Origin of the sequence: Proteus penneri, from assembly GCF_022369495.1 — a bacterium.
GTDB classification, from domain to species: Bacteria; Pseudomonadota; Gammaproteobacteria; order Enterobacterales; family Enterobacteriaceae; genus Proteus; species Proteus penneri.
The window spans coordinates 1,942,209-1,966,877 of sequence record NZ_CP059690.1; the positions used below are offsets into that span (position 1 = coordinate 1,942,209).

A 24,669-nucleotide genomic window follows, 5' to 3' on the forward strand; every position below is an offset into this window, starting at 1 on the left:
GTTATGCCCGTTTCTTTGTTGCAGTAGTGTCTTGTTCCGATAACTGACGAAACAAGTTAGAAGAAAGAAGAATGCCAGTATGAATTTGTTGTAAATCATCCACTCTAGATTCTTTAGTGAGTTGTTCTATTGTTTCGCTGTCTTCAAAGCGGAAATTACAGATTAGTTGGTTTGTTTCAGCCAACTTAACCAATTGTGGCAATGTAAGCTCTGCCAGTGCATCCGCCATTGCATCACTAATCCCAAGCCGAAACATTGCGGAAGCCTTTTCTTGGTTAATTAACCTTTGCGCCAAAAGCAAATACGATAAATTTATGTCATAAATATGCTTAAGCAATTCAACCGTACTCATCTCTTTACATCCCGTCCGATTATATTGAACAAAGAGGATCTTTCTAATGAAAGATCCCGAGGAAATTAATATAAATGTAATATTAAATTCCAGGCCCCATTTTATGAACATGACACGTAGTAACACTACCTTGTATTACTTAGTTACGGTCATTTTCAAAAGTAGCGAAAAAATCATTTAAATTAAAAGTAAACTTTAAATGCTCGCCAATATAGCTCGTTAAGAATAATCCTAACGCAACAACTTTACTCCTTAACGATTAAGTTATTCAACGGATAAAGTAGTCTAATTTAAATACTATGTGAGTCACATCACAAAAAGATAATCATTATTATGGAATTAGTTCATTAACTATTCAAGTGATAAAAGTAATAAAACTTGGTGTAAATTAATAAGCTAATCTACCCAAATTAAAATATTAATGATAATTTTTTATTTTATACGATCTATTAAACTTATAAACCTAAAAATACAGCATAAAAATTTGACAAATCTACAATTAGAGATTTTTTTGATCACAGTAACATATATTGATATATCTCCCCCTCATCTTTATCTAAACAAGCTTCTTAAATTTAATAAATATTTCTATAGATATTATTTTTTTCACCATTTACGCAAACCTTCATAAATGATCACTTTTTGTTTACAATTTGTTTGAAAAATAACCCATTCTAATTATTTATAGTTATCCTAAATTTTTTTATTATTTCAAACCAAATATTATACTTTAAAATCAATATGATAAGTTAATGCATTTATTAGACAGGACGATAAGTCATATAAAATTAAATTCTTAGTTATGCATCTTCACCCTTAAATCATTGAATATTTATTTCTACATCATTAAAGTTTCAACTGTAATAATTTAATTTAGCTAATACTTACCAAGTACTATTTAACACTTAAATTACAGAACCCTTAATAAGAGTTTTATTGCCTTTAAATTAATCACAGAGAAATAATATCCACATATAAATAAGTTTTTTTTATGAGTCATAGTATAATTTATGAACAATATAAATTTAAAATTACTACTAGATTAATATAAAAACAAAATAATCTTTTTTATTTAATTAAATAAAACCTTTTACCAATTTAATTATTAATTCAGAATTGAATATGAAAATAATACAGTATTTAACTTAAGTTGAATCAAAAAAAACACGCATTTTTTTATAAAATAAAGTCAAAGATTATTAATATAAGAAATTTAAAATTTCTTATTTTTCACTGTATAGTTATATTCCACCAATAATTTACAACTAATAAAAAACACAAAAGACAGTAAAAAAATAAAGAAAAAAAGCAGATTTATAAAATCATGTCTTATATAACCACATCTCTTTTTTTATAAAAAAAAGACATTTCTTGAAATATAAATTTCAATTTCATAAAAAAAGATCCCAAGATCTCCAAGATAAAGTAATTAATTCATAAAATAATAAGGTAAAATATAAATTCTGTTTTTCCTGTTAACCGTATTGCCTCTACACAATAAATGGCTGTAATGGCAAATATGATAACCCGAAGTTAACACCTGTATAGATGCACTTTCTCAATGTAAAGCCAGAAAAACAAATATGATTAAAATAACACCTTATTGATTACTCCATTAGCATTGGTACGAATAAAAAAATATCAAATGTTAACTTTTAGCCCCAAATAGTTTCTAACAACAATTTGTTTTACTCTTACAAATGATGAGTATTGTTTCACCTTCTCTCTTATCATGTAGTTAGCCTCTTTTTTTCAACCTAGCTATCACAAGTCTCAAGGCATTACGGAACTAAAAATGCTGACTTCGTAACAACACTATTACTTAACAAAAGTTGGTGTTGACGAACCTAGGAGAGTATAAAGATTTAAATATCGGTACATCTTTACTTAAAGCGCCAAAATATATCTCTAAATGTTCCTCTATTCTAACTACTAATTTGACTCATTTTATTACCCTTTTTATGAGTAATTTCAACATTAAAAAGACTTTTTCTCTCGCTCAAAACCTAATAAAAATATTGATATATCTAAATAATCAAGGCTTATATCTCATTTATTAGATTAGTCTTAAAAACCAATAACAGTACTTAGTATTCTATAACCCCAAAGTGTTCTAATTTTTTGGAAAAAGAAGGTATTGAAAAATATTGTAACCGTATTTTGTTATAGTAATAATCGAGATCATTCATGAGGTGAATGTAAATAGTTTGTGTATTGCTTCCAGTTCTATTGAAACGAGTTACATTGTTTTTTAGTAAGCGAACATGAAATTTTTGTTCACACTTTTATACCAGCAATGTTTTAAATTAGTGTTCCTCTTATACTTGGTTTTATCTTTTTTGGTGAATCAAAAAAGGTCAGTACCACAATTATCCTTTATATATATTTTCAAGAAAAATACTAACGACACATCTATTTCATACTAAGATAATTCTCTTTCTGTAATAAGTAAGATTTACATCCTTGACAAAGTTATAAACAATATAATTTTGAAATGATTATTTTACTGAACAGAAAGAGTGGTGTAATTTTTCTACTCTTATTATAAGATTACTTATTGGTATCAATTTTTCCACATGGTTTTTACAAAAAAAACCACAATTCTTCAAAAGATTTTCATTCACCAATGATTAGTGATTACAGACAACATACCATAGCAATTCATCAGCTTTACTGTAGCAGTATAAACCCACCGTTTTCCTAAATTTTTCTTCATATTTTGAGAGTCTAATTAAATTAAATTAAAAACATTACTCAAAAAAATCACGCTTAAATTAAATATGGCAGTAAATGTTGATAAATTTTTAGCCAAATACATTGAAATAATTTGAGAGTATAATTTAGGTATTAAAAAAATCTAATATAATCAATGGAAAACATCAATTTTTATCCCAAATGAAATACTGCTCTAAGCCCCTTAATAACGACTTTTTGTCCCATAATACTCCTAAGTGCCTCATTTAATAAGTAAACCATGGGTAGCAATCTCTTACTTGATTTTAGTTTTTTCTATTTATTAAAAACAAAATAAACAGAGATAAATCAAATCAGACCAAAAGAAACGATTAATAAAAATGAGAAATGATACCAAACACCCCACAAAGGTAGTTCAATATTTTTCATTCATAACTCATTATATACGGGTTAACCACAATACAAATAATTGTACATTAATCAATTTAGACAAAAATGTTTGTTTTTATTAAAACGAAAATGAACGTATCCTCTCTATCACGTATTTTAATTAGCTTTTTTGATAATATTTTTCTATTTTTTATTCCATAAAGTAATAGTTACGCAAATAATAATTACACAATTAAAATACTTTATTTCTATATGTTAGTAATAATACGTAATGTATAACTAACGCCTTATTCTTCTCATTAGAGAAATTAGTTTTAGAATTAAATATTATGTAAATACACTAAGTGATTTGGATTTAGGTAGGAAAAAGTGAATAGTTTACTATGAACATACAAAAGAATATGTCTGTACGAATAAACATAATCGACTATACAACAACTTGAAATATGACAGTTCTATTACTTACAAATTACAAAATTATATTCTTTATAACTTTTATTAATATTCATATTCCTTTTTGAAATAACTTTGTAAGTTGATCTCTAACTAGTATCTATATGACAAAAAAGCGCCCTATACTGAATATAGAGAGCCTTGATTAGAATAATCTTGTCTTAAAAAAGATCCGTTAAATAGGATGCTCTGCTGCTATCTTCCAATTAATTGCACTGACACTCTTTTCTAAACTTACTCTGCAAACAATCGCTTCTATCTCTTTTTGCTCGACGGGGGTTGCAAGTAATTCGGCACAAACTTCCAATTGACTAGGCATCAATGTATCAGCACTACTTAAAGACTGTAATCGAACATGTAATCCATTTATTGCCTGTAAAATCAGAGTTCTAACTAAAACTTCATCTTCTTCATGACAAATAATTCGTATTGAGTAGCGTTGCTCAATATCTATTGCTTGATGTTGTGGTTGAGCGTTTATCCGCTGAGCAGCTTCTCGCAATAAAATATTCGCACAAAGAATAAGAAGTGCTGCTATGGTCGCCAATTGATATAAACCTAATCCACTCAACACACCAATTCCCGCAGAACACCAAAGTGTTGCTGCTGTATTAAGCCCACGTATATTCATTCCTTCGCGCATGATCACACCAGCACCAAGAAATCCAATACCTGAAACAACTTGAGCTGCAATCCGACCAGGGCTATCTGACGAAGTTTCTATTGAGCTTAAAATAAAAACAGCAGCACCCGTTGCCACTAAAGCATTTGTTCTTAAACCTGCCATTCTTTGTCGCCATTGACGTTCAGCACCAATCAAAGCACCAAGGCACATTGCAATCACGAGATTTAAAATATAAGGCGTCATCGTCATGTTTATTTCCTCTACATGATGATTAAAATCGATATGAAAATTTTGCTCTGACAATTCAGAGTGTTGAAATCAATTCATCGCCTTAGGAGGAGGAAATAAAGAGAAAAAAATATAGCACATGAAATTACCCTTCTTGTTTTAGCTGCATAAGGGAAATTATTTGGGTAAGTGCATAATTGAAATATAAGAAAGGAATATTACAACGCACTGCCCACCAAAATGGTAAGCAGTTTTAGTGAAGAAAACAGCTTACCTATTATTTTGAATAAAATTATTCTCGATTAATGGGTTTGTCATTAACCTACAACTTTGTGTATCCAAGGTGTTTTCTCCTAACTATAATTTAGCAAAAGTATAAGTAGCTGATTTGAAAATGTAAATGAACCAAACCTAAACGTCAGTCACTTTTGCTGTATTGGTCTCACAAATATTCCTTCACCGCCCTCTTTTTCATTAAAAAACCAAATTCCTTTTGGATATTCAGGGAGTGATACCAAATACATTATACCTTCATTAAATTCTTCGATAAGTAGGATAGTTCCTTCACGATCGTCAATACCATCTGTTTTTACAACAACATTATCATTAACCTGCATTTTCTCTCCTGATAAATATTATCATTCTCTTTTTTTATTTTACCCATAAAGAAAAAGCCTGCCACCATAAGGTGACAGGCTTGAAGAAAATTTTTAAAAGGCTTTAATTACAGAGCAGTTACGTTAGCAGCTGCTGGACCTTTTGCACCGTTTTCAATTGTGAATTCTACGTTCTGACCTTCAGCCAGAGTTTTGAAACCGTTACCTTGAATGGCAGAAAAGTGAACGAATACGTCTTTGCTTCCGTCTGCTGGAGTAATAAAACCAAAGCCTTTAGACTCGTTGAACCACTTAACTTGACCTTTCATTTTGTCAGACATGTGACTTTCCTATATATCAATAAAACGTTGCCTTCTCGGCATCTACTGGCCTGAACTACCTATAACTTATGGGCACACATGAAGAAAACGGTCAAAAAGCGATGCTGTTTAAAACTCATTAACTTAGAATGTCAATCATAAATCAGGTCTGTATTGAGGCCTTACTCATTAACGCATGAGACAAGTTTAATAGCAATAGTTTTATGCACCTAAAGATTAAAAAAATGCAAATTGCACATTAAAAATACAATTCTTCCTCGATTTTTATCACTGTGTATAAAATTTATTTGATATTTTATCTCTATTATTAACAACGAATAAGAATATTCTTAATAATCTAACAATAACAGTTAATGCCAGAATTTAAAAAAACTGTTCTACCCGCTTATCTTGCCCACGTGATAATCTAGTAACAAGAAACAAGTTTGCAACATTCATCTCTTAAGGTGTTTACAATGAATGTATTAAAAGAAATCTTAGAGCGTGATTTAGACCGGATCAATAAAGCAGAAAAAAGAGACGGGAAACCACATTTTAATAGTCAATTTTTAAAAAACCATATCTGGCTATGTATCAGCATGGTTCTCTCTTATGTATTACTCGCGGCGTTATTAATTTATTCACCTTACTTTGGTGTTATCTCGCTGGTTCTCTTTACTATGATGTTCTTAGCGATGGCTGGTATCTTATTATTTGATATAAAACCTATCTATAAATTTGAAGACATTGGCGTTCTCGATTTGAGAGTCTGCTATAACGGTGAATGGTATACCTTTGAAAAACTCTCTGATGAAGCCATAAATGAGATCCACCAGCACCCTGCGATATCTCAACAAATAAAAGAAGACATTCGTGAGATTATTAGTAAAAAACAAGAAATTCATTTTTACGATGTGTACTTGATGGCATTTGATCCCGTTCAACAATCAATTTCAGCATCACAATTATCTCATCAAGCCTAATTGATTCTCCGTGTTACAGATAAAAACACGGAGAATAACTTCTATTATTTAGTCACTTTGTCGATAAACCCACCAAACAGATATTTAATCCACTTTTAACGTTGACACTCTGATATATCATCGTTATTATGCGGCTCGTTCTCACGAGAACTCGCTTCCTCCATAGTTCAGTCGGTAGAACGGCGGACTGTTAATCCGTATGTCACTGGTTCGAGTCCAGTTGGAGGAGCCAAATTTAGAAAAGCCCGCGCTATTGCAGTGCGGGCTTTTTACTTTCTACATTCTTATCATCTAAATCAGCTACCTAAATCCAATCAGTATCGTTATCTTGCTTAATTAATAAATAGCTAATTTATATCTAGTACGATAAAGACCTAACCTGCTATTCCAACAATTTCGTGTTTTAGGTGTTTTTTATACGCTTCAACATCTTGCTCAATTTGCGGTTGTTTCACCACATCAAACATTCCGAAGGTTTTTAATCCTTCCATACCTAAAAATTGATTCGCTTTATGGAATGGAAAATAGACAGCATCAATCCCTTTTCCTTCAAAGAACTGTTCTTGTTCTTCAAAAGATTCAAAAGGCGCATTCCAAGTTACAGAAAGAAGATACTTTTTGCCTTGTAATAATCCACCCGAACCATATTTTTTCGAAGGATCTTTTCGTGTACGACCATCATCAATATACATTTTGCCGTACCCAGCACTAAATACATCATCAATATATTTTTTTAAGATCCAAGGACCTTCCATCCACCATGCTGGCATTTGATAAATAATGACATCGGCCCATAAGTATTTATCAACTTCTTCGTTATTATCATAACCATCATCAATGCGTGTTGATTGCACATTTATCTGATGCGAAGACAACAAATCTGTGGCGACTTGCGTTAAATGATCGTTGAGTTTCCCTTCAGAACCATCAAACTCTTTTGCAGCATTAATAATAAAAACGTTAGTCACTTCTAAACTCCTTGTATACACATATTTAATAAGCAAACTATAACGCAATTACTCATCACTGCTTTAACTCATTTCTCCATTATTCTTGCCTAATAATCCAAAGATACCGTTTCAGTTTCTGATTCTTTTAATCGTTGAATATCTTTTAAGGGCGATAAACCAAATAATCGATGATATTCACGACTAAATTGTGATGGGCTTTCATAACCGACGATAAATGCTGCTTTAGAAACATCACTCATTTCAATCAGCATGATCCTTCTTGCTTCATTCAGCCGTAACCACTTTTGATATTGCAACGGCGTCATGCCAGTTCGTTTTTTAAAGTGAAAATGAAATGATGAGGTGCTCATACCCACTAACGTTGTAAGATCTTCAATCCGGATTGTTTCGTGATAATGTTGTTTAATCCAATCAAGCGCATCACTAATTTGCCGACACTGAGGATGTTGTGATGCTAATAGTTGCTGACGCGCACCATCATTCGATCTTAATAAGTAATAAAGGATCTCTTTTTGGATCAAAGGAGCAATAAAAAGTGCATCTTCTGGTGTATCTATTAGTTTTATAAGTCTTGTTACTGCTTGTAAAATTGGCGCGGTTGCTTGAACAATTTGTTGAGCGCTGATCTCGTTATTTTCTTGTAGTAATTCAAACTTATTTTCGGCTAGCAGTTCAGGTAATAGAGCGAGGTCTAGTTTTAGCAACATTGCTAAAAAAGGCGTTTCTTTTGACGCTTCACAGACTTTAGCAAAAGTAGGTATATCTGATGATGTTAAAAGCATATTCATAGGACGATAACAGTTTGTCTCTAGCCCTATCGTTATTTGCTTTGCACCTTGTGCAGCAATAGCCAAACTGGGTTCATACATCCAGCCTTCAGACTCTGTAATAGAAGTATACCGACATAACGCTAAACCAGAAACAGAGGTATCCCATCCTCCTTCTTTATCTTTTGTATATAGAAGAAGTGTTTTTTTAAATTGCTCAAACTCTAATACCATCGGTACTGATAAATTCGTAGTATCCATCGTCTCGGGATCTTCAATTAGTCTTTTAATTCGTCAGATTGTATAACTAAACAGTATGAAAAACTTTCTTTTAAAAAAACGCTTTATCTTTTCTTTCCAATGTAAGACACATTTCAGCGACTAGAAATGAAATTTCGAATATTATTTCTATTGATAACCATCTATTTTTTATACATTTTTATCAAAAAAGAAACAACTTGATGCAGTCTTGAGCAAACGGTATTTTTTTTCATTTTTTTACTTTACAAGGTGATAAAGGATAGCTATTATTCGCCTCGTTCTCACGAGAACTCGCTTCCTCCATAGTTCAGTCGGTAGAACGGCGGACTGTTAATCCGTATGTCACTGGTTCAAGTCCAGTTGGAGGAGCCAAATTTAGAAAAGCCCGCGCTATCACAGTGCGGGCTTTTTGCTTTCTACTCATTGACTATTTTTATTCCTCTATTTTCTTATTTATTTCTTTTGTATTTTTATATGTCCATCTTCAATTTCGTGTTAACTCAAAATCATTAATAAAAGAATGCCTTTTTATAAGGTCATTTCAATCAACACTCTTCCACCGACTATTTTTTAAACTCAAAACCTCCTTATTTGATTTAAAAACCATAAATTAGTTATTTTTTAACCACTTAAACTGTTATTTCACTTTTTTTACTTTACAATGTTCATCTCCCTCGCTATTATCCATCTCGTTCTTACGAGAACTCGCTTCCTCCATAGTTCAGTCGGTAGAACGGCGGACTGTTAATCCGTATGTCACTGGTTCAAGTCCAGTTGGAGGAGCCAAATTTAGAAAAGCCCGCACTATCTCAGTGCGGGCTTTTTGCTTTTCATCTTTTCTATTATCATTACCTTTCTTCTTTTTCTATCTCATTTATTTTTTAGATTTCCGCGTTGACTTAAATACGTTATTTCTTTATTTTCAGTATTCGGCGTGGAAAAAACATCCAATTAAAAAATGTTTATTATCTCATAATTAGATTATCTGTTTTAGAAACGAACAATATGTCGTTTATCTATGCACTTAAACAAATATCGTCGATTGTCCTTTGACATATCAAACCACCCACTATATGATACACGCCACTTAATGATGTTCCTCCATAGTTCAGTCGGTAGAACGGCGGACTGTTAATCCGTATGTCACTGGTTCGAGTCCAGTTGGAGGAGCCATTTCTCTTTGTGTCACCCTCGTAACATTTTGATTTTATTCTCTGTTTTACCTTACACACTTCCCAAAAATATAATAAAAAAATGCGATTAAATGGTAGCTATTTAATCGTTTTCGTATTAGCATTCATTTCCGGCTTGACTACCTAGTCCAATCCAATCCTTGATCTTTCGATTTTCCTAAGACACACGGAGCCGGTATATGACCACTGCACAACCTATCACCCTCACTATTCACCGTCCAGATGATTGGCATGTTCACTTTCGTGATGATGACATGCTAAAAACTGTTGTTCCTTATACCAGTCGCTATTTTGGCAGAGCTATAGTCATGCCAAACCTTGTTCCACCAGTTACAACGATTGAAGCTGCTCGCACTTACCGTGATCGCATCAAAGCGGCTATTCCTGCCGGAGATAACTTCGAACCGTTAATGACTTGCTATTTAACAGATAGCACACTACCTTCAGAAGTCGAACAAGGTTTCTTACAAGGTGTTTTTACTGCTTGTAAACTTTATCCTGCAAATGCAACAACTAACTCAAGTCATGGTGTATCTGATATCACAAAGATTTATCCTATCTTAAGTGTGATGGAAAAAATCGGCATGCCATTGCTGATCCACGGCGAAGTAACCGCTTCAAGCATTGACATTTTTGATAGAGAAGCACGTTTCATTGATAGCGTTATGTCTCCTGTACGCAAGCAATTTCCTGAGCTAAAAATTGTTTTTGAACACATTACAACTAAAGAAGCAGCTCAGTATGTCTTAGAAGGAAATGAGTTTCTTGGTGCCACTATTACCCCGCAACACTTGATGTTTAACCGCAATCATATGTTGGTAGGTGGTGTTAAACCTCACTTATATTGCTTACCTATTCTTAAACGCAACGTTCACCAAGAAGCACTAAGAGAAGCTGTTGCGTCAGGAAATTCTCGCTTCTTCTTAGGTACAGATTCTGCACCTCACTTACAACATCGCAAAGAATCATCTTGTGGTTGTGCTGGGGTATTTAATGCGCCAACCGCGCTGGCAGCTTACGCAACCGTATTTAAAGAACTCAATGCATTACAACATTTTGAAGCTTTCTGTTCTCTAAATGGCCCTCGTTTCTATGGTTTACCGGTTAATGAAGGAACCATCACATTAACTGAAAAAACTGTTGAGGCTCCAGCACAAATCCTTTGTGGTGATGAAGCACTTATCCCATTCTTAGCGAATGAAAATATTCACTGGGATATTACTGTCGATTAATCTCACCCCCTTGATATTTTTCTAAAATGCACCATATAACATTTGTTAGACTGTTAATGGTGCATTGCTCTTTTATCAGAGCCAGCACACATTTTTTTGTTACAACAAAAATTTATCTTTTTAATCATGATAAATCTCGTATACTGAAAAGTAACCACATTGCGTGGGAGCTTCTCTCTTAGTCAAAACCGGTTGTATGATTAGGAGGTATTATGAGTAGAAAAAATGAAGTTATTCAGACACACCCTGTTGTAGGCTGGGACATCAGTACCGTTGACATCTACGATGCCATGATGTTGCGTTTGCATTATCTTCCTGAAAACGAACATCATCCAGAAAATGCAGTTGTAGATAAGACACTTTGGCTCACAACAGACATAGCTAAGCAGTTGATTCATATTCTTCAAGCAGGTATTGATAAAATTGAATCATCTGAAGATTCTGTTTCAGTCAACACCAAGCATTAATAAAAAAATCTAGAAAAGATAGCGAACGCAAAGCAGGAGTACTTGGTACTCCTGTTCTCATTTTATCTCTCACCAATCCACTACCACATATTGTTTATATCTATATAAGCCAGCTCTTACAGTATAAAAATAATTAGTTATATTAATAAATCGACTCCCATTTAATGGAAAAATAATCATAACCTTTTTATTCGATATATCTTCAAGAAAAGAACACATAAGCCGAATTGACATAAAATAAGGTTATCTTTATTTTAATAAATTAAAACAACGACAAACAAGGAAGTTATTTGTGAAAGTATTAATTATTGACGAATGTTTTTTTACTCGTAATGGTATAAAACACTATTTTGAGAAGAGAAATGTAAGACATGAAATAATTGATATGCCATCTATACAGGAAGCCAATAATTATATTAATCACTCAATGCCAGATATCATATTTATTGATCTCACAAGATATTGCCGGGAAATAGCATATTGCCCTCATTTGCAGCTTTTTTTTCTTTCAACAAAGAACTGTCGGCTTTATCTTTATCTAGATGCAAACTATCCAGATAAAGAAAGACCTATCTCATTGACAAACAACTGTTTTATCCTTCCAAAAAAGATACTTCCTTGGGTGCTTGAAAAGGCATCGATGTTCACTTCTCGGTGCCAAGTTTTCTTTCCAACTTATAAACATTCATTATGTTCTATTTTTAGTTTACAAGAACAAAAAATAATTAATTATTGGATGAGTGAAATACCTAATCATCAAATCGCTAAAAAACTATCCATTAGTAGTAGCACAGTATATTCACACAAAAGACATATTACAGAAAAAATTAATGTAAAAAATCGAATTGAGTTATTTTTTATATATAACATTTTAAAATATATATATGAGAAATAACCCTATTAAATTTCGATCAAAAAAATAAACAAAAGAAAGAAAAAAGGAGTCCATTTCCTATTATTACTCACTGTAATGAGGTGGCTAATATGCGTGGTGGTCACCTTAAAATTATTATACTATTATGTATTTAGGATATATATGATATTAAAACAATAAAACTAATATAGTTATATCTTATAAAAAATAAAGTAAAACTGATTTGTTTTGCAATCACTTCACTCTGCTTCTAATAAAGAGTGAAGTGATTATTCACAATACCAGATTGAGAATTAAGCTATACGCTCAATCTTAGCGGGTAAACCTTGGCGAACAGATGCACCAGATACCCAATCTAACCATGTATTAGTGATTTGACGAGTTGGATCAGCAAAACCTAAATCATTAAGGTTAATACCGCTACCAATACCTTTATCCATTGGTAATGGTTGTTCATCTAAGTAATGCTGACGAGAACCTAACTCTTGATGCCCATATCCATGTTCAATAGCTAAAACCCCCGGCATTACACCATCGAGCAAGCTAATCTCAGCTTCAACTTGCCCACCAGGTGTTACAATACGAACCTTATCACCATGGTTAACCCCCCATTTTTTACCATCTTGAGGATTAATTGCGACCAAGTTACTCGGTTTCACCATTCGTAAACGTTGTATCATACCCGTTGAACTACTCACCACATGAGATTTAAAGGACATTAATTTCAATGGCCACTGCTCTTCAGGATAATGCTGATGAATATCGCTACCATCCGATAAACGTGGCGGATAATAAGTCGGGCAACCACTATAACGTTCACCTGTTATTGCATGATGGTTTTTCGCCACTTCTTCATTCCAAATCTGCAATGGTTGTTTCCACTGCGGCCCTGTTTCATCACCATTCCATGCTTTTTCATAAGGTGCAAAACGGCCACCTCGCGTATAGATATACGCAACTTGAAGAACTTCTTCATTTTTTAACGTTGAAGTTATCGCAGGTAAAATGCGATCTACACCACTTAATAAAATATCTTCATTGGTTGCTGGTACAACAGGTTTCTCACCCATAAATGCCATATTAGCCGCAACACGTAAATAGTAATCTTCTGCACTGTTGATTGGATAGAAATTTCCATCCATATCTTCAATAGCTTTATCACCAAAGCCGGGTAAGTCTAAGGCTTTTGCAACGGCAATACAGAATGTTTCCATTGAAATTGGTTGGCCTTCCGCTGTTTTAGCAACACGAGGTTCAATAATCGGCCAACGTGCAGTACTTGCTTTAGTTTGAACACCAGACCAAGGCGCACTAAACCCCCAACTTTCAAAGTTGTGTGTATCAGGCACGATATAATCTGCCAGCGCAGTTGTTTCATTCATAAAAGCATCAATACCGATAATTAAAGGCAGATGCTTCGGATCTTTAAGACGCTCTTCCATTACTTGACGAATACCAGCAATCCCATAAACAGGGTTGGTCATATTCGTGATCCATGCTTTTAATGAATAAGGATAACCCGCTAACGCAGAACCCAATTGTTCAGTTAATTGCCCAGCAGCAAACGGATACCAAGGTGCTTTTGCTGGATATGGAGATTCCCCTTTTTCTACTCGCTCACGGTACTCATCAGATTTCTCATAAGCTACTTTACTGCGTGATAACACCATGCCTTTTGGCTTCACTTTACCCTTAAAGCTATCCATTTTGTAACAAGGGCCGTCTGTTGCGCCATTAAATTTACCGCCACCAACAGATACTCCACCTTTAAGGTTTAAGTTACCTATTAGTGCATTGAGCATAATCACACTCCAAGCAGTATAAAAACCATTTCCTCCCATCATACCGCCATGAGAGATAACTGCGGCTTTTCGTCCATAAGCAGTAAATTCGCGACCTAATGCAACAATGGTCGTTTCTGGTACTTTACAGCGCTCGCTATATTCAGCCAGAGTCATACGTTTAGCTGCTTCATCAAGTAATTGAAAACTTGATTTTACAGTCACTTCTGCGCCTGTTTTTAAAATGACTTTATACGTAGCAAATAATTGTGCTTTATCGACTTGTGTTGCGGGAACTAATTCACCATCTAGCGATAACACTAAGTTTTGCTCTTCCCCTTCTGCAACATCATTTAAATGTGCCGTAGTGAGCATTTGTCCTGAAAGTGGATGTTTTTCATCACTGACCACAAGGTGAGTCGCATTTGTCCAGCTCTTCTCACCCACATTTTTCATTGAAACTTCACTTGGTACTGACAGATATTCTGCATTGTAGCGCTTGTTTTCAATGATCCAGCGGATCATTCCCATCACTAAAGCCGCATCCGTTCCCGGTTGAACAGGAACCCAATGACCATGATCGTTCGCTAATGTCGTTGTTAGAGGTAAAGCTGGTGCAACAACCACATAATTAAACGAATCACGAATTCGAGCGTTAGCTAACTGACGGCCTTGACGTTTAAATGGATTACCTGATTGTGCCGGTGATGTTCCTAAAAACAGAGCAAATTCAACGTAATCCCAATCAGGCTTAACGTGAGCGTTTTTATTTAAATCGTTCATTAACGCACCAGAGCCGGCACGGTACGCTAATCCACAATAAGAGCCGTGAGCACCAAAGTTTTTACTACCAAATGAGTTTTGAGCAAAACGACGAATAAACGAATCACGTCCATCATCACCCGCATTTGTCATCAATAATTGGTTCGCTTTAGGGCCTAAAGCCGGTTGTTTTGGATCGATTAAAGTATCTAAATCACGAATAGCACGTAAACCATCAACATGCCCCTCACCAAAGAGATCGCCACCTTCGACAACTTCCTGGATCAACTGCTCAAAACTGATACGTTTCCATTTACCTTCACCACGTTTACCCACGCGTTTCATTGGTTCAAGAATACGTGTTGGGCTATCAAGGCTTTCCATCATGGTTGCACCACGAGCACAAGCCGTCGAGCGGTTTTCTAACCCACTTTCCCCCCCCATTTTTTCCAATGCTTCTTTAATTGGCATGTTATAGCCAAAATGATGATCATGAGAAAGTGGGTGATAAGGATTACCAGCAATACGCAAAATTTTATTATTTGCTCTATCAACACGGGCACGCACACCGCATTGTGTCCAGCACCCAAAACATTGGGTCATACAAACAGATTGCTCTGTATTTGCTTGCCATTTCGCGTCTTTTACAATTTTACCTTCAGGTAATAAAGAGTTCCCGTTGATCCTATCAAGTGTTACTTTGCCTGATGTGCCATCAACTAAACCATCTACGGCACGTTTAGCAACATCACGGTAACTGGCAGCAAATGCGGCAATACCACCGATAACTAACCCACCTTTAAGCCATTGACGTCTTGTAAACTTAGCCATGCTGCACTCTCCTGACAACCCAACGAATACTTTCTCTAAATAAAATGGTTAACGCTATCCACAATCCAAATGTACCGACAATTGACATCAGTCCATCATTACCTAGCGTAAACTCATAAGGGTTTGTAATGATGTTATATTTGGGAATGTATTGAGCCCCCATCAACATCAACCAGCGTAATACCCACGCAAGTCCCATTGATACAAATGCCATGATGGTAATAAACACAGCCGAACGTGCTTGTTTTGCCATCAAAAGTCCCATCACGACAGAGATCCCCCATAGTGCGATAACACCTATGGCACTCCACCAGCCAAGACTTCCCATCGCTAATTGTTCTCTAATTGCTAGGCCTGAAATTGTATCGCCAGCAACCCAAAAAGCCGTACATACTGCTAATAACATCAGAGAACTCACAAACCACATCGCTAATTCACGCTGGTATACAGGTTCACGGCGTGTTCCTAATGCTAGTAGTGTTGGTAGTACTTGCATTGCACTAAAGAACAGTAGGATCGGTAACCAATAGGTATACAACACAGGTCTTGCTTTTAAGATAGATGCTTCACGACCTGTATATAACAACAAACCAATCGCAGTTAATGAGCAAGCTAATGCCACCCAACGAGTTAATTTATATTCACGTTTCCATACTAAGCGAACGATCATTGCCGCAAAATAAAGTATGCTAAATGCTGAAAATAATGGTAGTAACAGTGAGCCCCATGCCATCCACGACCATGGTGTTGGATAAGCATAGAAATGCCACACACGTGCTGTTTGGTGTAAATCTGCTGTTAAAGCCAGAGGTGCTGTAATACCCGCGGTTACTGCAATAAATACCGCAACAGCTTCTAAACGTTGATTACCTGCACTGCCTTTCCAACACTGCCAACAGGCGTAAAGTGTTGCACAGCAAGCAATACCAATAAAAAAGAAATACTGCACAGCCCAAGGCAACCAAAAATATTCTTGCGGGATCGCAATGACTTCTTGAATTTGAGAGACTTGCGGGATCATGAGTGAACCTCCTGCTGCCATAATGCGGGTTGTCCTTGACCTTCTAACGGTTGTACAAATGCATCATCGAGGCCGAGATAGAAAACTTGTGGCAATGTGCCACTTTCTGGTTTTAATACTTTCAGCTCTTTTTCATGTGTACGCAGCATTTTGCTGATAGTGCTATTAGGATCTTTCATATCGCCGATAATACGAGCACCACCGACACAAGATTCAACGCACGCAGGTAGCAATCCAACTTCGAGGCGATGCGCACAGAACGTGCATTTATCTGCTGTTTGTGTTGAGTGATTAATAAAGCGTGCGTCATAAGGACATGCTTGAACACAATAAGCACAACCAACACAACGTTCATTATCAACGACGACAATGCCGTCTTTACGTTGGAAAGTGGCTTGAACAGGGCAAACTGGTACACAAGGCGGTTCATCACAATGGTTACACAATCTAGGCAGTAAGACATTCGTGATCCCTTCTTGCCCCTTGATAGCAACCTGATATTGGTTTACTGTCGTCCTAAATTGTCCTTGAGGAGTCTGATTTTCAATATTACAGCTTACTGTACAGGACTGGCATCCTACACAACGGCGTAAATCAATCAGCATTCCGTAACGTTTATCTTCTGAGCCTTCACGACGCTCAGGCGATAATTTAATGCCGGCTTCAGCTAAAGGAACTATTGAAGCACCCGCAGTAAGGACCCCTAATTGTTGTAAAAATTTTCGTTTTCCAAGATCCATATTTGTCTCCAGTATCACTCAATAACACAAGCTCACAATGAGTGAAGGAAATAGAAAGTAAAAAGTATGTGTTTTGTTATAAGAGCATTGTAAAAATTACTGAAGACGGCACCTATTGTGGTTTACCACATACCCTGTGCGAACTTGATCCAAAACAATATTTAACATTAGATATTTATGACGATAAAACAGACAATTGGGAAAAAACATGCAGTTACCATCGGGTTATTACTGCTCTTTTTTATCCTTCCTTTACAAGCCGCAGCAAAAGAGTGGACGATCGGCGTTTTAGCACTACGAGGAGATGCATCAACTCAAAGGCATTGGCACCCACTTGTTGATACATTGAATAAACATCTCCCAACAGAAAACTTTGTATTAGTTCCTTTAAATCTTGAAGAAATGAAATTAGCGGTAGCGAAAAAAAACGTTGATTTCTTACTAACAAATCCAGCGCAATTTATTCAATTAGATAATGCATTTCCGTTACGTTGGTTGCTCTCATTACACTCCGGCTATGAGCCTGATAACACAACAAGAAATGTCATTGGTAGCCTAATTTTAGTCCGTAACGATAGTCCAATTACTTCTGTTAACGAGCTAATAGGAAAACGTGTCGGAGCCATTGCACCCGATGCGTTTGGTGGATACCTTTTAGGTTATAAAGCGCTACAAGAGCAAGGGATTGATCCTGATAAAGATTTCACATTACGTTTCACCGGTTTTCCTGCTGATGCTTTGCTTTACCTTTTACGAGATGAAGATATTAATGCTGCAATTATCCCCGTCTGTTTGTTGGAAAATATGGATAGTGAGGGATTAATAAAAAAAAGTGATTATCGGCCAGTGATCACCTACCAAACCAACACACCTTGTTTAACTAGTACACCGCTCTACCCTAATTGGTCATTTGCTGCACTAGATACCGTTCCTGATGAGTTAGTTGATAAAGTCACACGAATTTTACTCACGGAGGATAGTAAGCCGATGAAATGGGGGGCTCCAGCATCACATACCCAAGTTGAGACACTATTAAGAGAAGTAAATCAGCACCCTCGACAAAGACAACTCTGGCAAGATGCACAAAGTTGGGCGATTCAACACCAATTTATTATTGGTCTTTCATTAGCCGCTATCCTTTTTCTCATACTAAATCAAGTCTGGGTCAGTTATTTAGTGAGACGTCGTAGTCGCCAATTGGAACATGCACACAATCGATTAAGACAGCAAAAAGAAGAGTTAGAACACGCTCAACGCTTAAACATATTGGGAGAAATGGCTTCAGGGTTTGCTCATGAGCTTAATCAGCCACTTTCTGCGATAAAAAGCTATGCACAAGGAAGCGTTATTCGCCTTAAAAAAGAGAATGAATCGCACCCATTGCTACCTGCATTGCAACAAATAGATAAACAAGCACAACGCGGTGCTGATATCATTAGAAATCTACGTTTATGGGTTGGAAAACAAACACCTAATACCGATACAATTTCGCTTTCTCATCAAAATATTGCGGAATGTATCCAACATATCTGGAAGCTTTTACGCGTAGAAGGGAAATACCCACAGGTTTCACTGGTCACCCATATTGATAAACATGATACCTTGTATTTACCTGAAACATTATTAGAGCAAATTTTATCGAATTTAATCACTAATAGTCTCCAAGCTGGCACTAAAGTACTAAAAATTAGCACCCATAAGGCGCCTGATCGGCTGCTTATCGTTATTGAAGATGATGCAGGTGGAATGACCGACAGCCAACTTGAACAGCCCTTTGCCCCATTCCAAACAACAAAAATGGAAGGTCTTGGACTAGGTTTAGTCATTTGTCAACGTTTATTACTTTCTCAAGGCGCTGATATTCATATTGAAAATCAAAATAATGAGCAAAATAAAATTGGATTAAAAATCACCCTTATTTTCCCTAACAAAAATAAATAATGGAGAAAAAATGCCAACTATTCATCTTGTTGATGATGATCTTGCTGTCACTGATGCGTGTCAGTTTTTATTAGAAAGTTTAGGTTACTCTGCCCATGTCTGGAATGATAGCGAGTTTTTTATTAACAACGTCAATCTTTATCAACAAGGCGTTGTATTATTAGATATGAGGATGCCAAAACCTGACGGTAGACAAGTCCACCAGCATTTAATTGATAAACACAGTACACTTTCTGTCATTTTTTTAACCGGACATGGTGATATTCCTATGGCCGTTGAGGAGATCAAAAAAGGCGCTATTGATTTTTTACAAAAACCCGTTGATAGCCATGCACTGTTATCTGCCTTAGATGCCGCATTTATTGAAACTAATACCCGTTTTACCGCACATGATATTCGTCGCCGTTATGCTTCATTAACGCCAAGAGAAAAAGACATTGCCTATTATGTCATTCAAGGATTAATGAATCGTGAAATTGCGGAAGTGGCTTGTGTTTCCATCAGAACAGTCGAAGTACATCGTGCAAAAGTGATGGATAAAATGGCAGCTAAAAATATTGCTGAGCTAGTTACAGCGCTACAAGGTATCAAAATAGTTTCACCTAATTTATGACAAAATTTCTTATCTGCACTAAAAAATGTCACAATATAAAATATTCATTGGAAAAAGAGTAAATAGATAGGCTTATGATAAAGTCACCTCCATTTAAAAAATCATTTTTGCAGCCTAAATATTGGCTGACTTGGTTTGGGATCGGATTACTTTATATTCTGGTTCTGCTCCCTTATCCTGTTATTTATTGGTTAGGCACGCGTTTAGGACGTCTTTCAAAGGTTTTTTTAAAAAAACGAGTCCAAATAGCAGAACGTAATCTCGAACTCTGTTTTCCACAAATGCCTAAGAGTGAACGCGAAGCCTTAGTGAATAAAAACTTCGAATCTGTGGGTATGGGATTATTTGAAACAGGTATGGCTTGGTTTTGGCCTGATTGGCGTGTAAAACGCTGGGTTAAAGTCAGTGGCAGAGAGAATATTCAAAAAGTACAAGAAACAGGTCAAGGCATTATTGTTGTTGGGATCCACTTTCTAACTTTAGAATTAGGCGCTCGTATTTTTGGTATGTTAAATCCCGGTATTGGTGTTTATCGTCCAAATGACAATCCAGTTATGGATTGGCTACAAACTTGGGGTCGATTACGCTCCAATAAATTTATGCTTGATAGAAAAGATCTAAAAGGAATGATCCGCAACCTTAAAGCAGGTGAGATCCTTTGGTATGCCCCAGATCATGACTATGGCCCACGTAAAAGTGTTTTTGTTCCATTATTTGCTGTTGATAAAGCAGCGACAACAACAGGCACCTATATTCTAGCAAAAACGGGAAACCCGGCTTTAATTCCATTTACTCCTAAGCGATTACCCGAAGCCAAAGGATATGAGTTGATTATTTCACCGGCAGTAGCAAACTTCCCACTTGATAGCGAAGAAAATGCCGCGAATGCTATGAATAAAGTAATAGAGCAAGAAATCTTACGCGCTCCTGACCAATATATGTGGTTGCATCGTCGCTTTAAAACTCGCCCAGAAGGTGACGCTTCTTTATATAACGAAATAAAGAAAGTACACTAATCACAACGTGGCTGTTTTATTCTAAAGCAGCCACTTTTTAATATGACAACACGCTGAAGCAACAATAATAAAATCAGCAACAGCACAAGCTGTAAACTCCTGCAAAAACACATTATAAGAGCAAGACCTATCGCACTTATTCTGTATCATGGCTATATTCTTATTCACTATAAATAAGAAGACCGATGCGTTGTCACAATATTCAACGTCACCACGGTTATGTTCAGCCTATTTTCTTGGTTTACTCTCTCGTTCTCGGCTAAAGGAGTAACATGGATCTCAAGCCCCGAAATAATTCTTGGAAACGTAATCTTTATATTGTCTGGTTTGGTTGTTTTTTAACTGGCGCAGGTTTTAGTTTAATTATGCCTTTTCTTCCTTTATATGTTGAAGAATTAGGTATAACCGATCATGAAGAGCTTAATCTTTGGACGGGTGTTGCATTTAGTATTACCTTCCTTTTTTCTGCCATTGCAGCGCCTTTTTGGGGGAAATTATCGGATAGAAAAGGTCGAAAATTAATGCTGTTACGTTCTGCCCTTGGTATGGCGATTGTAATGGTATTAATCGGATTTGCTCAAAATATATGGCAATTATTAGTACTGCGAGCCTTGCTTGGTATATTAGGTGGCTTTGTTCCAAATGCAAATGCGTTAATTGCAACCCAAGTTCCGGTTAAAAAAAGCGGCTGGGCATTAGGTACACTTTCAACAGGCGCAGTGAGTGGCGCATTAATAGGCCCTTTAATTGGTGGTATGCTTGCCGATCTCTACGGTTTACGACCTGTCTTCTTTATTACTTCAGCGGTTTTATTTATTTGCTTTTTAGTCACCCTCTTTTTCGTGAGTGAAAACTTCACGCCTGTTTCTAAAAAAGACGCACTAACCACAAAACAGGTCTTTTCATCACTTAAAAATAAAAGGCTCGTTGTATGCCTGTTTTTCACCACAATGATTATTCAAATAGCAACAGGCTCTGTTACACCTATTTTGACACTTTATATTCGTGAATTAACAGGTTCAGTCAGCAATCTTGCCTTTATCAGTGGTGTTGTCGCCTCCGTACCGGGTATTGCGGCTCTGATCAGCGCACCTCGTTTTGGTAAGCTAGGTGACCGAATTGGCCCTGATAAAGTCCTTATTTTTACCCTCGGGCTCTCTATTTTTATGCTGATTCCAATGGCATTGGTCAGTAATTATTGGGAACTTGGTGCATTACGATTTTTACTTGGTGCGGTCAATGCAGCTATGTTACCTGCCGTACAAACGCTTATTCTCTATAATATTACCCCAGCTATTGCGGGTCGCATTTTTAGTTATAACCAAGCACTAAGAGATGTTGGAAATGTTACAGGTCCGTTAATGGGTGCTTTTGTTGCTGCAAGCTATGGATTTAGAGCTGTTTTTTATTTCACCGCAGCCGTTGTCTTTTTTAATCTCATTTATTCTTGGTTAAGCTTTAGAACGCCACAAAAAAAGTAGTCAAAAAATCTACAAATCAGATCAGTTAATAGTTTTTTTTCTTCAAAAAATTATACTTTTACATTTAAAGGCCTAATTGTTACTTTTTTTATTCTGTTTTTTGTAATTTGTTGTTTATTAAGAATATTCTCAATACCTATTTGTTAAGACCTCTAAAATCTTCTTGTCCTCTTTTTTCAAAAAATTGCAAGGTTAACTATTGCAAAATGAGATTTTTATCGACTTTTGCACCAAAAAATGGTTTATAAAGTATTAAATATACTTTTAGTCACTAAATTACGACAAAAGTATGTTAAAAATATATTAATTAAATGCAGTGGATATTGATAACAGAATGAAATAATTTTGTTCAACCACTAGCTAATATTTTGTTCTTTTTACTTGCAAACGACCTGTAGAGGTTTTTTTTGGGAATTTAAGATGCAATCTACTCACTCAAAATCTAGCCGAACTTTCTTTGGCCACCCATATCCATTAAGCTCTCTTTTCTTCACCGAAATGTGGGAACGCTTTTCTTTCTATGGTATTCGCCCATTATTAATTCTATTTATGGCGGCAACCGTTTATGAGGGTGGCATGGAAATCCCCAGAGAGCAGGCATCTGCTATTGTGGGTATTTTCGCAGGCGGTGTTTATTTAACCTCGTTACCTGGAGGTTGGCTAGCTGATAACTGGTTAGGTCAACGCCTAGCTGTATGGTATGGCTCTATCTTTATCGCGTTAGGGCACTTATCCATCGCACTTTCAGCGTTTTGGTCACAAAATCTGTTCTTTATCGGTTTATTACTGATTGTATTGGGTACAGGACTATTTAAAACCTGCGTAACTGTGATGGTAGGAACCTTATATAAAAAGGATGATACTCGCCGTGATGGTGGATTCTCCTTATTTTATATGGGTATCAATATGGGTTCATTTATTGCACCACTCATCACCGGTTTCTTAGTGCGTGATTATGGCTGGCATTGGGGCTTTGGTATCGGTGGGATTGGTATGCTTGTTGCGTTACTGATTTTCCGCTTTTACGCAGTACCGACCATGCGTCGCTTTGATAGCGAAGTGGGTTTAGATTCAAGTTGGGATCGCCCAACGGTTGTTCGTCGTAATGTCGGTCAATGGATTTTAGCGTTATCTGTCGTTCTTATGGCAATTGTTGGTCTTATCATTTCTGGTGTTATTCCTTTTAACCCAGTTGTTGTGGCTAACTTTATGGTTTATGTGATTTCCGGTAGTGTTATCGCCTATTTTATCTATTTATTCCTATTTGCTGGATTAAGCAGTAGTGACCGTTCTCGCTTATTTGTTTGTTTCCTATTACTGGTTTCAGCAGCCCTTTTCTGGTCTGCATTCGAACAAAAACCGACATCATTTAATTTATTTGCCAACGACTATACTGACTTAAACTTTATGGGTTTTGAGATCCCAGCAGTTTGGTTCCAATCTGTTAATGCCCTGTTTATTATTATTCTTGCGCCTGTATTTAGCTGGTTATGGCCAATGATGGCACGTAATAATATGAATTTAAGCAGTATGACTAAATTTGTGATTGGTATTTTATTTGCAGCGGGTGGCTTTACCGTCATGATGTTTGCATCTGAAAGTGTTATTGCAACAGGACAAGGCGTTTCACCACTTTGGTTAATTGGCAGTATCTTATTACTAACATTGGGTGAATTGTGCTTAAGTCCTATTGGTCTTGCTACAATGACTATTTTAGCTCCAGCTAAAATGCGTGGTCAGGTCATGGGATTATGGTTCTGTGCAAGCGCATTAGGTAATTTAGCTGCTGGTTTAATGGGGGGAAATATTCGTCCAGACAAATTGGATGTGATGCCTGATTTCTTCTCTCATGTTTCTATCGCTCTGGTTATTTGTGCCGTTGTTCTTGCTGCACTGATTATTCCAGTTCGTAAGATTTTACAAAGCGCAGATAGCAAAGAGAAAGCACAAGCTTAATTTCACTTGCTCGTTATTGAAGCCATGTCTAATTAGTTAGGCATGGCTTTTTACTGTTATATCCTACAATTTAAACACTGTTTTTAAGTATTGCACCTAATATTTAAAACACTTAATCTCA

The 24,669-nt window shown here is 36.0% G+C and carries 18 protein-coding genes and 4 tRNA genes; 13 read left to right on the forward strand and 9 right to left on the reverse strand.

The features are described from left to right. Position 1: 1 nt before the first annotated feature. The 4 genes from flhD to cspE all read right to left on the reverse strand — a co-directional run bounded on the left by flhD (position 2) and on the right by cspE (position 5,679). Positions 2 to 352 (reverse strand): flagellar transcriptional regulator FlhD, encoded by a 351-nt coding sequence (flhD, locus tag H1225_RS08880; RefSeq protein ID WP_072063484.1) that lies wholly within the window; start codon positions 350 to 352, stop codon positions 2 to 4. 3,712 nt (positions 353 to 4,064) lie between these two features. Beyond that, positions 4,065 to 4,763 carry an MgtC family protein gene (locus H1225_RS08885; RefSeq protein ID WP_072063127.1) on the reverse strand — a complete coding sequence of 233 codons (699 nt, stop codon included), beginning with the start codon at positions 4,761 to 4,763 and terminating at the stop codon, positions 4,065 to 4,067. A 401-nt stretch (positions 4,764 to 5,164) separates the two neighbouring features. Beyond that, positions 5,165 to 5,359 carry a protein DsrB gene (gene dsrB / locus H1225_RS08890; protein ID WP_006533211.1) on the reverse strand — a complete coding sequence of 65 codons (195 nt, stop codon included), beginning with the start codon at positions 5,357 to 5,359 and terminating at the stop codon, positions 5,165 to 5,167. Positions 5,360 to 5,466: 107 nt separating this feature from the next. Beyond that, positions 5,467 to 5,679 carry a transcription antiterminator/RNA stability regulator CspE gene (cspE, locus tag H1225_RS08895; protein WP_004243573.1) on the reverse strand — a complete coding sequence of 71 codons (213 nt, stop codon included), beginning with the start codon at positions 5,677 to 5,679 and terminating at the stop codon, positions 5,467 to 5,469. Positions 5,680 to 6,134: 455 nt separating this feature from the next. Here cspE and H1225_RS08900 point away from each other — a divergent pair, with 455 nt between their 5' ends. Further along, positions 6,135 to 6,641: a YlaC family protein gene (locus H1225_RS08900; RefSeq protein ID WP_072063128.1), complete on the forward strand. Its 507-nt coding sequence runs from the start codon at positions 6,135 to 6,137 to the stop codon at positions 6,639 to 6,641. A gap of 156 nt (positions 6,642 to 6,797) precedes the next feature. Next, positions 6,798 to 6,873, forward strand: a tRNA-Asn gene (locus H1225_RS08905). Between the two features lie 142 nt (positions 6,874 to 7,015). Here the strand turns inward: H1225_RS08905 and H1225_RS08910 are convergent. Both H1225_RS08910 and H1225_RS08915 read right to left on the reverse strand, forming a co-directional pair. Next, on the reverse strand, positions 7,016 to 7,609 hold the full coding sequence (locus tag H1225_RS08910) for an NAD(P)H-dependent oxidoreductase (RefSeq protein ID WP_072063129.1): 594 nt from the start codon (positions 7,607 to 7,609) through the stop codon (positions 7,016 to 7,018). Positions 7,610 to 7,698: 89 nt separating this feature from the next. Next, entirely contained in the window at positions 7,699 to 8,640 is a 942-nt protein-coding gene (locus H1225_RS08915; protein ID WP_229096607.1) for an AraC family transcriptional regulator, read from the reverse strand. Between the two features lie 296 nt (positions 8,641 to 8,936). Between H1225_RS08915 and H1225_RS08920 the strand changes: the two genes are divergently transcribed. The 6 genes from H1225_RS08920 (at position 8,937) to H1225_RS08945 (ending at position 12,427) form a co-directional block, all read left to right on the forward strand. After that, positions 8,937 to 9,012, forward strand: a tRNA-Asn gene (locus H1225_RS08920). A 338-nt stretch (positions 9,013 to 9,350) separates the two neighbouring features. Continuing rightward, positions 9,351 to 9,426, forward strand: a tRNA-Asn gene (locus H1225_RS08925). Positions 9,427 to 9,737: 311 nt separating this feature from the next. Beyond that, positions 9,738 to 9,813: transfer RNA gene (locus H1225_RS08930), tRNA-Asn, on the forward strand. A 199-nt stretch (positions 9,814 to 10,012) separates the two neighbouring features. Next, positions 10,013 to 11,065 carry a dihydroorotase gene (gene pyrC, locus H1225_RS08935; RefSeq protein WP_109400765.1) on the forward strand — a complete coding sequence of 351 codons (1,053 nt, stop codon included), beginning with the start codon at positions 10,013 to 10,015 and terminating at the stop codon, positions 11,063 to 11,065. Between the two features lie 212 nt (positions 11,066 to 11,277). Then, the gene (gene bssS / locus H1225_RS08940) at positions 11,278 to 11,532 is read left to right on the forward strand and encodes a biofilm formation regulator BssS (RefSeq protein WP_072063131.1); all 255 of its coding nucleotides are present in this window, start codon (positions 11,278 to 11,280) and stop codon (positions 11,530 to 11,532) included. Between the two features lie 292 nt (positions 11,533 to 11,824). Then, on the forward strand, positions 11,825 to 12,427 hold the full coding sequence (locus tag H1225_RS08945) for a response regulator transcription factor (RefSeq protein WP_006533220.1): 603 nt from the start codon (positions 11,825 to 11,827) through the stop codon (positions 12,425 to 12,427). A gap of 272 nt (positions 12,428 to 12,699) precedes the next feature. Here the strand turns inward: H1225_RS08945 and ttrA are convergent, their stop codons facing one another. The 3 genes from ttrA to ttrB are packed head-to-tail and all read right to left on the reverse strand — an operon-like array spanning position 12,700 to position 17,541. Continuing rightward, complete coding sequence (gene ttrA, locus H1225_RS08950) at positions 12,700 to 15,780, reverse strand: tetrathionate reductase subunit TtrA (RefSeq protein WP_072063133.1); 3,081 nt, start codon at positions 15,778 to 15,780, stop codon at positions 12,700 to 12,702. After that, a complete protein-coding gene (ttrC, locus tag H1225_RS08955; protein ID WP_109847273.1) occupies positions 15,773 to 16,801 on the reverse strand; it encodes a tetrathionate reductase subunit TtrC in 1,029 nt (342 codons plus the stop codon). Before ttrC ends, ttrA begins: the two co-directional genes overlap by 8 nt. Next, positions 16,798 to 17,541: a tetrathionate reductase subunit TtrB gene (gene ttrB / locus H1225_RS08960; RefSeq protein ID WP_006533227.1), complete on the reverse strand. Its 744-nt coding sequence runs from the start codon at positions 17,539 to 17,541 to the stop codon at positions 16,798 to 16,800. Before ttrB ends, ttrC begins: the two co-directional genes overlap by 4 nt. Positions 17,542 to 17,718: 177 nt before the next feature. Here ttrB and ttrS point away from each other — a divergent pair, with 177 nt between their 5' ends. The 5 genes from ttrS (at position 17,719) to H1225_RS08985 (ending at position 24,548) form a co-directional block, all read left to right on the forward strand. After that, positions 17,719 to 19,482 (forward strand): tetrathionate respiration histidine kinase TtrS, encoded by a 1,764-nt coding sequence (gene ttrS / locus H1225_RS08965; RefSeq protein WP_109847272.1) that lies wholly within the window; start codon positions 17,719 to 17,721, stop codon positions 19,480 to 19,482. Between the two features lie 10 nt (positions 19,483 to 19,492). Beyond that, positions 19,493 to 20,095: a tetrathionate respiration response regulator TtrR gene (gene ttrR, locus H1225_RS08970; protein WP_109847271.1), complete on the forward strand. Its 603-nt coding sequence runs from the start codon at positions 19,493 to 19,495 to the stop codon at positions 20,093 to 20,095. Positions 20,096 to 20,169: 74 nt separating this feature from the next. After that, positions 20,170 to 21,111, forward strand: a complete 942-nt coding sequence (locus tag H1225_RS08975; RefSeq protein ID WP_115065476.1) for a Kdo(2)-lipid IV(A) acyltransferase — start codon at positions 20,170 to 20,172, stop codon at positions 21,109 to 21,111. A 272-nt stretch (positions 21,112 to 21,383) separates the two neighbouring features. Further along, complete coding sequence (gene mdtG, locus H1225_RS08980; protein WP_072063139.1) at positions 21,384 to 22,592, forward strand: multidrug efflux MFS transporter MdtG; 1,209 nt, start codon at positions 21,384 to 21,386, stop codon at positions 22,590 to 22,592. A gap of 420 nt (positions 22,593 to 23,012) precedes the next feature. Beyond that, on the forward strand, positions 23,013 to 24,548 hold the full coding sequence (locus H1225_RS08985; RefSeq protein ID WP_109847269.1) for a peptide MFS transporter: 1,536 nt from the start codon (positions 23,013 to 23,015) through the stop codon (positions 24,546 to 24,548). The last annotated feature ends 121 nt before the right edge of the window (positions 24,549 to 24,669 follow it).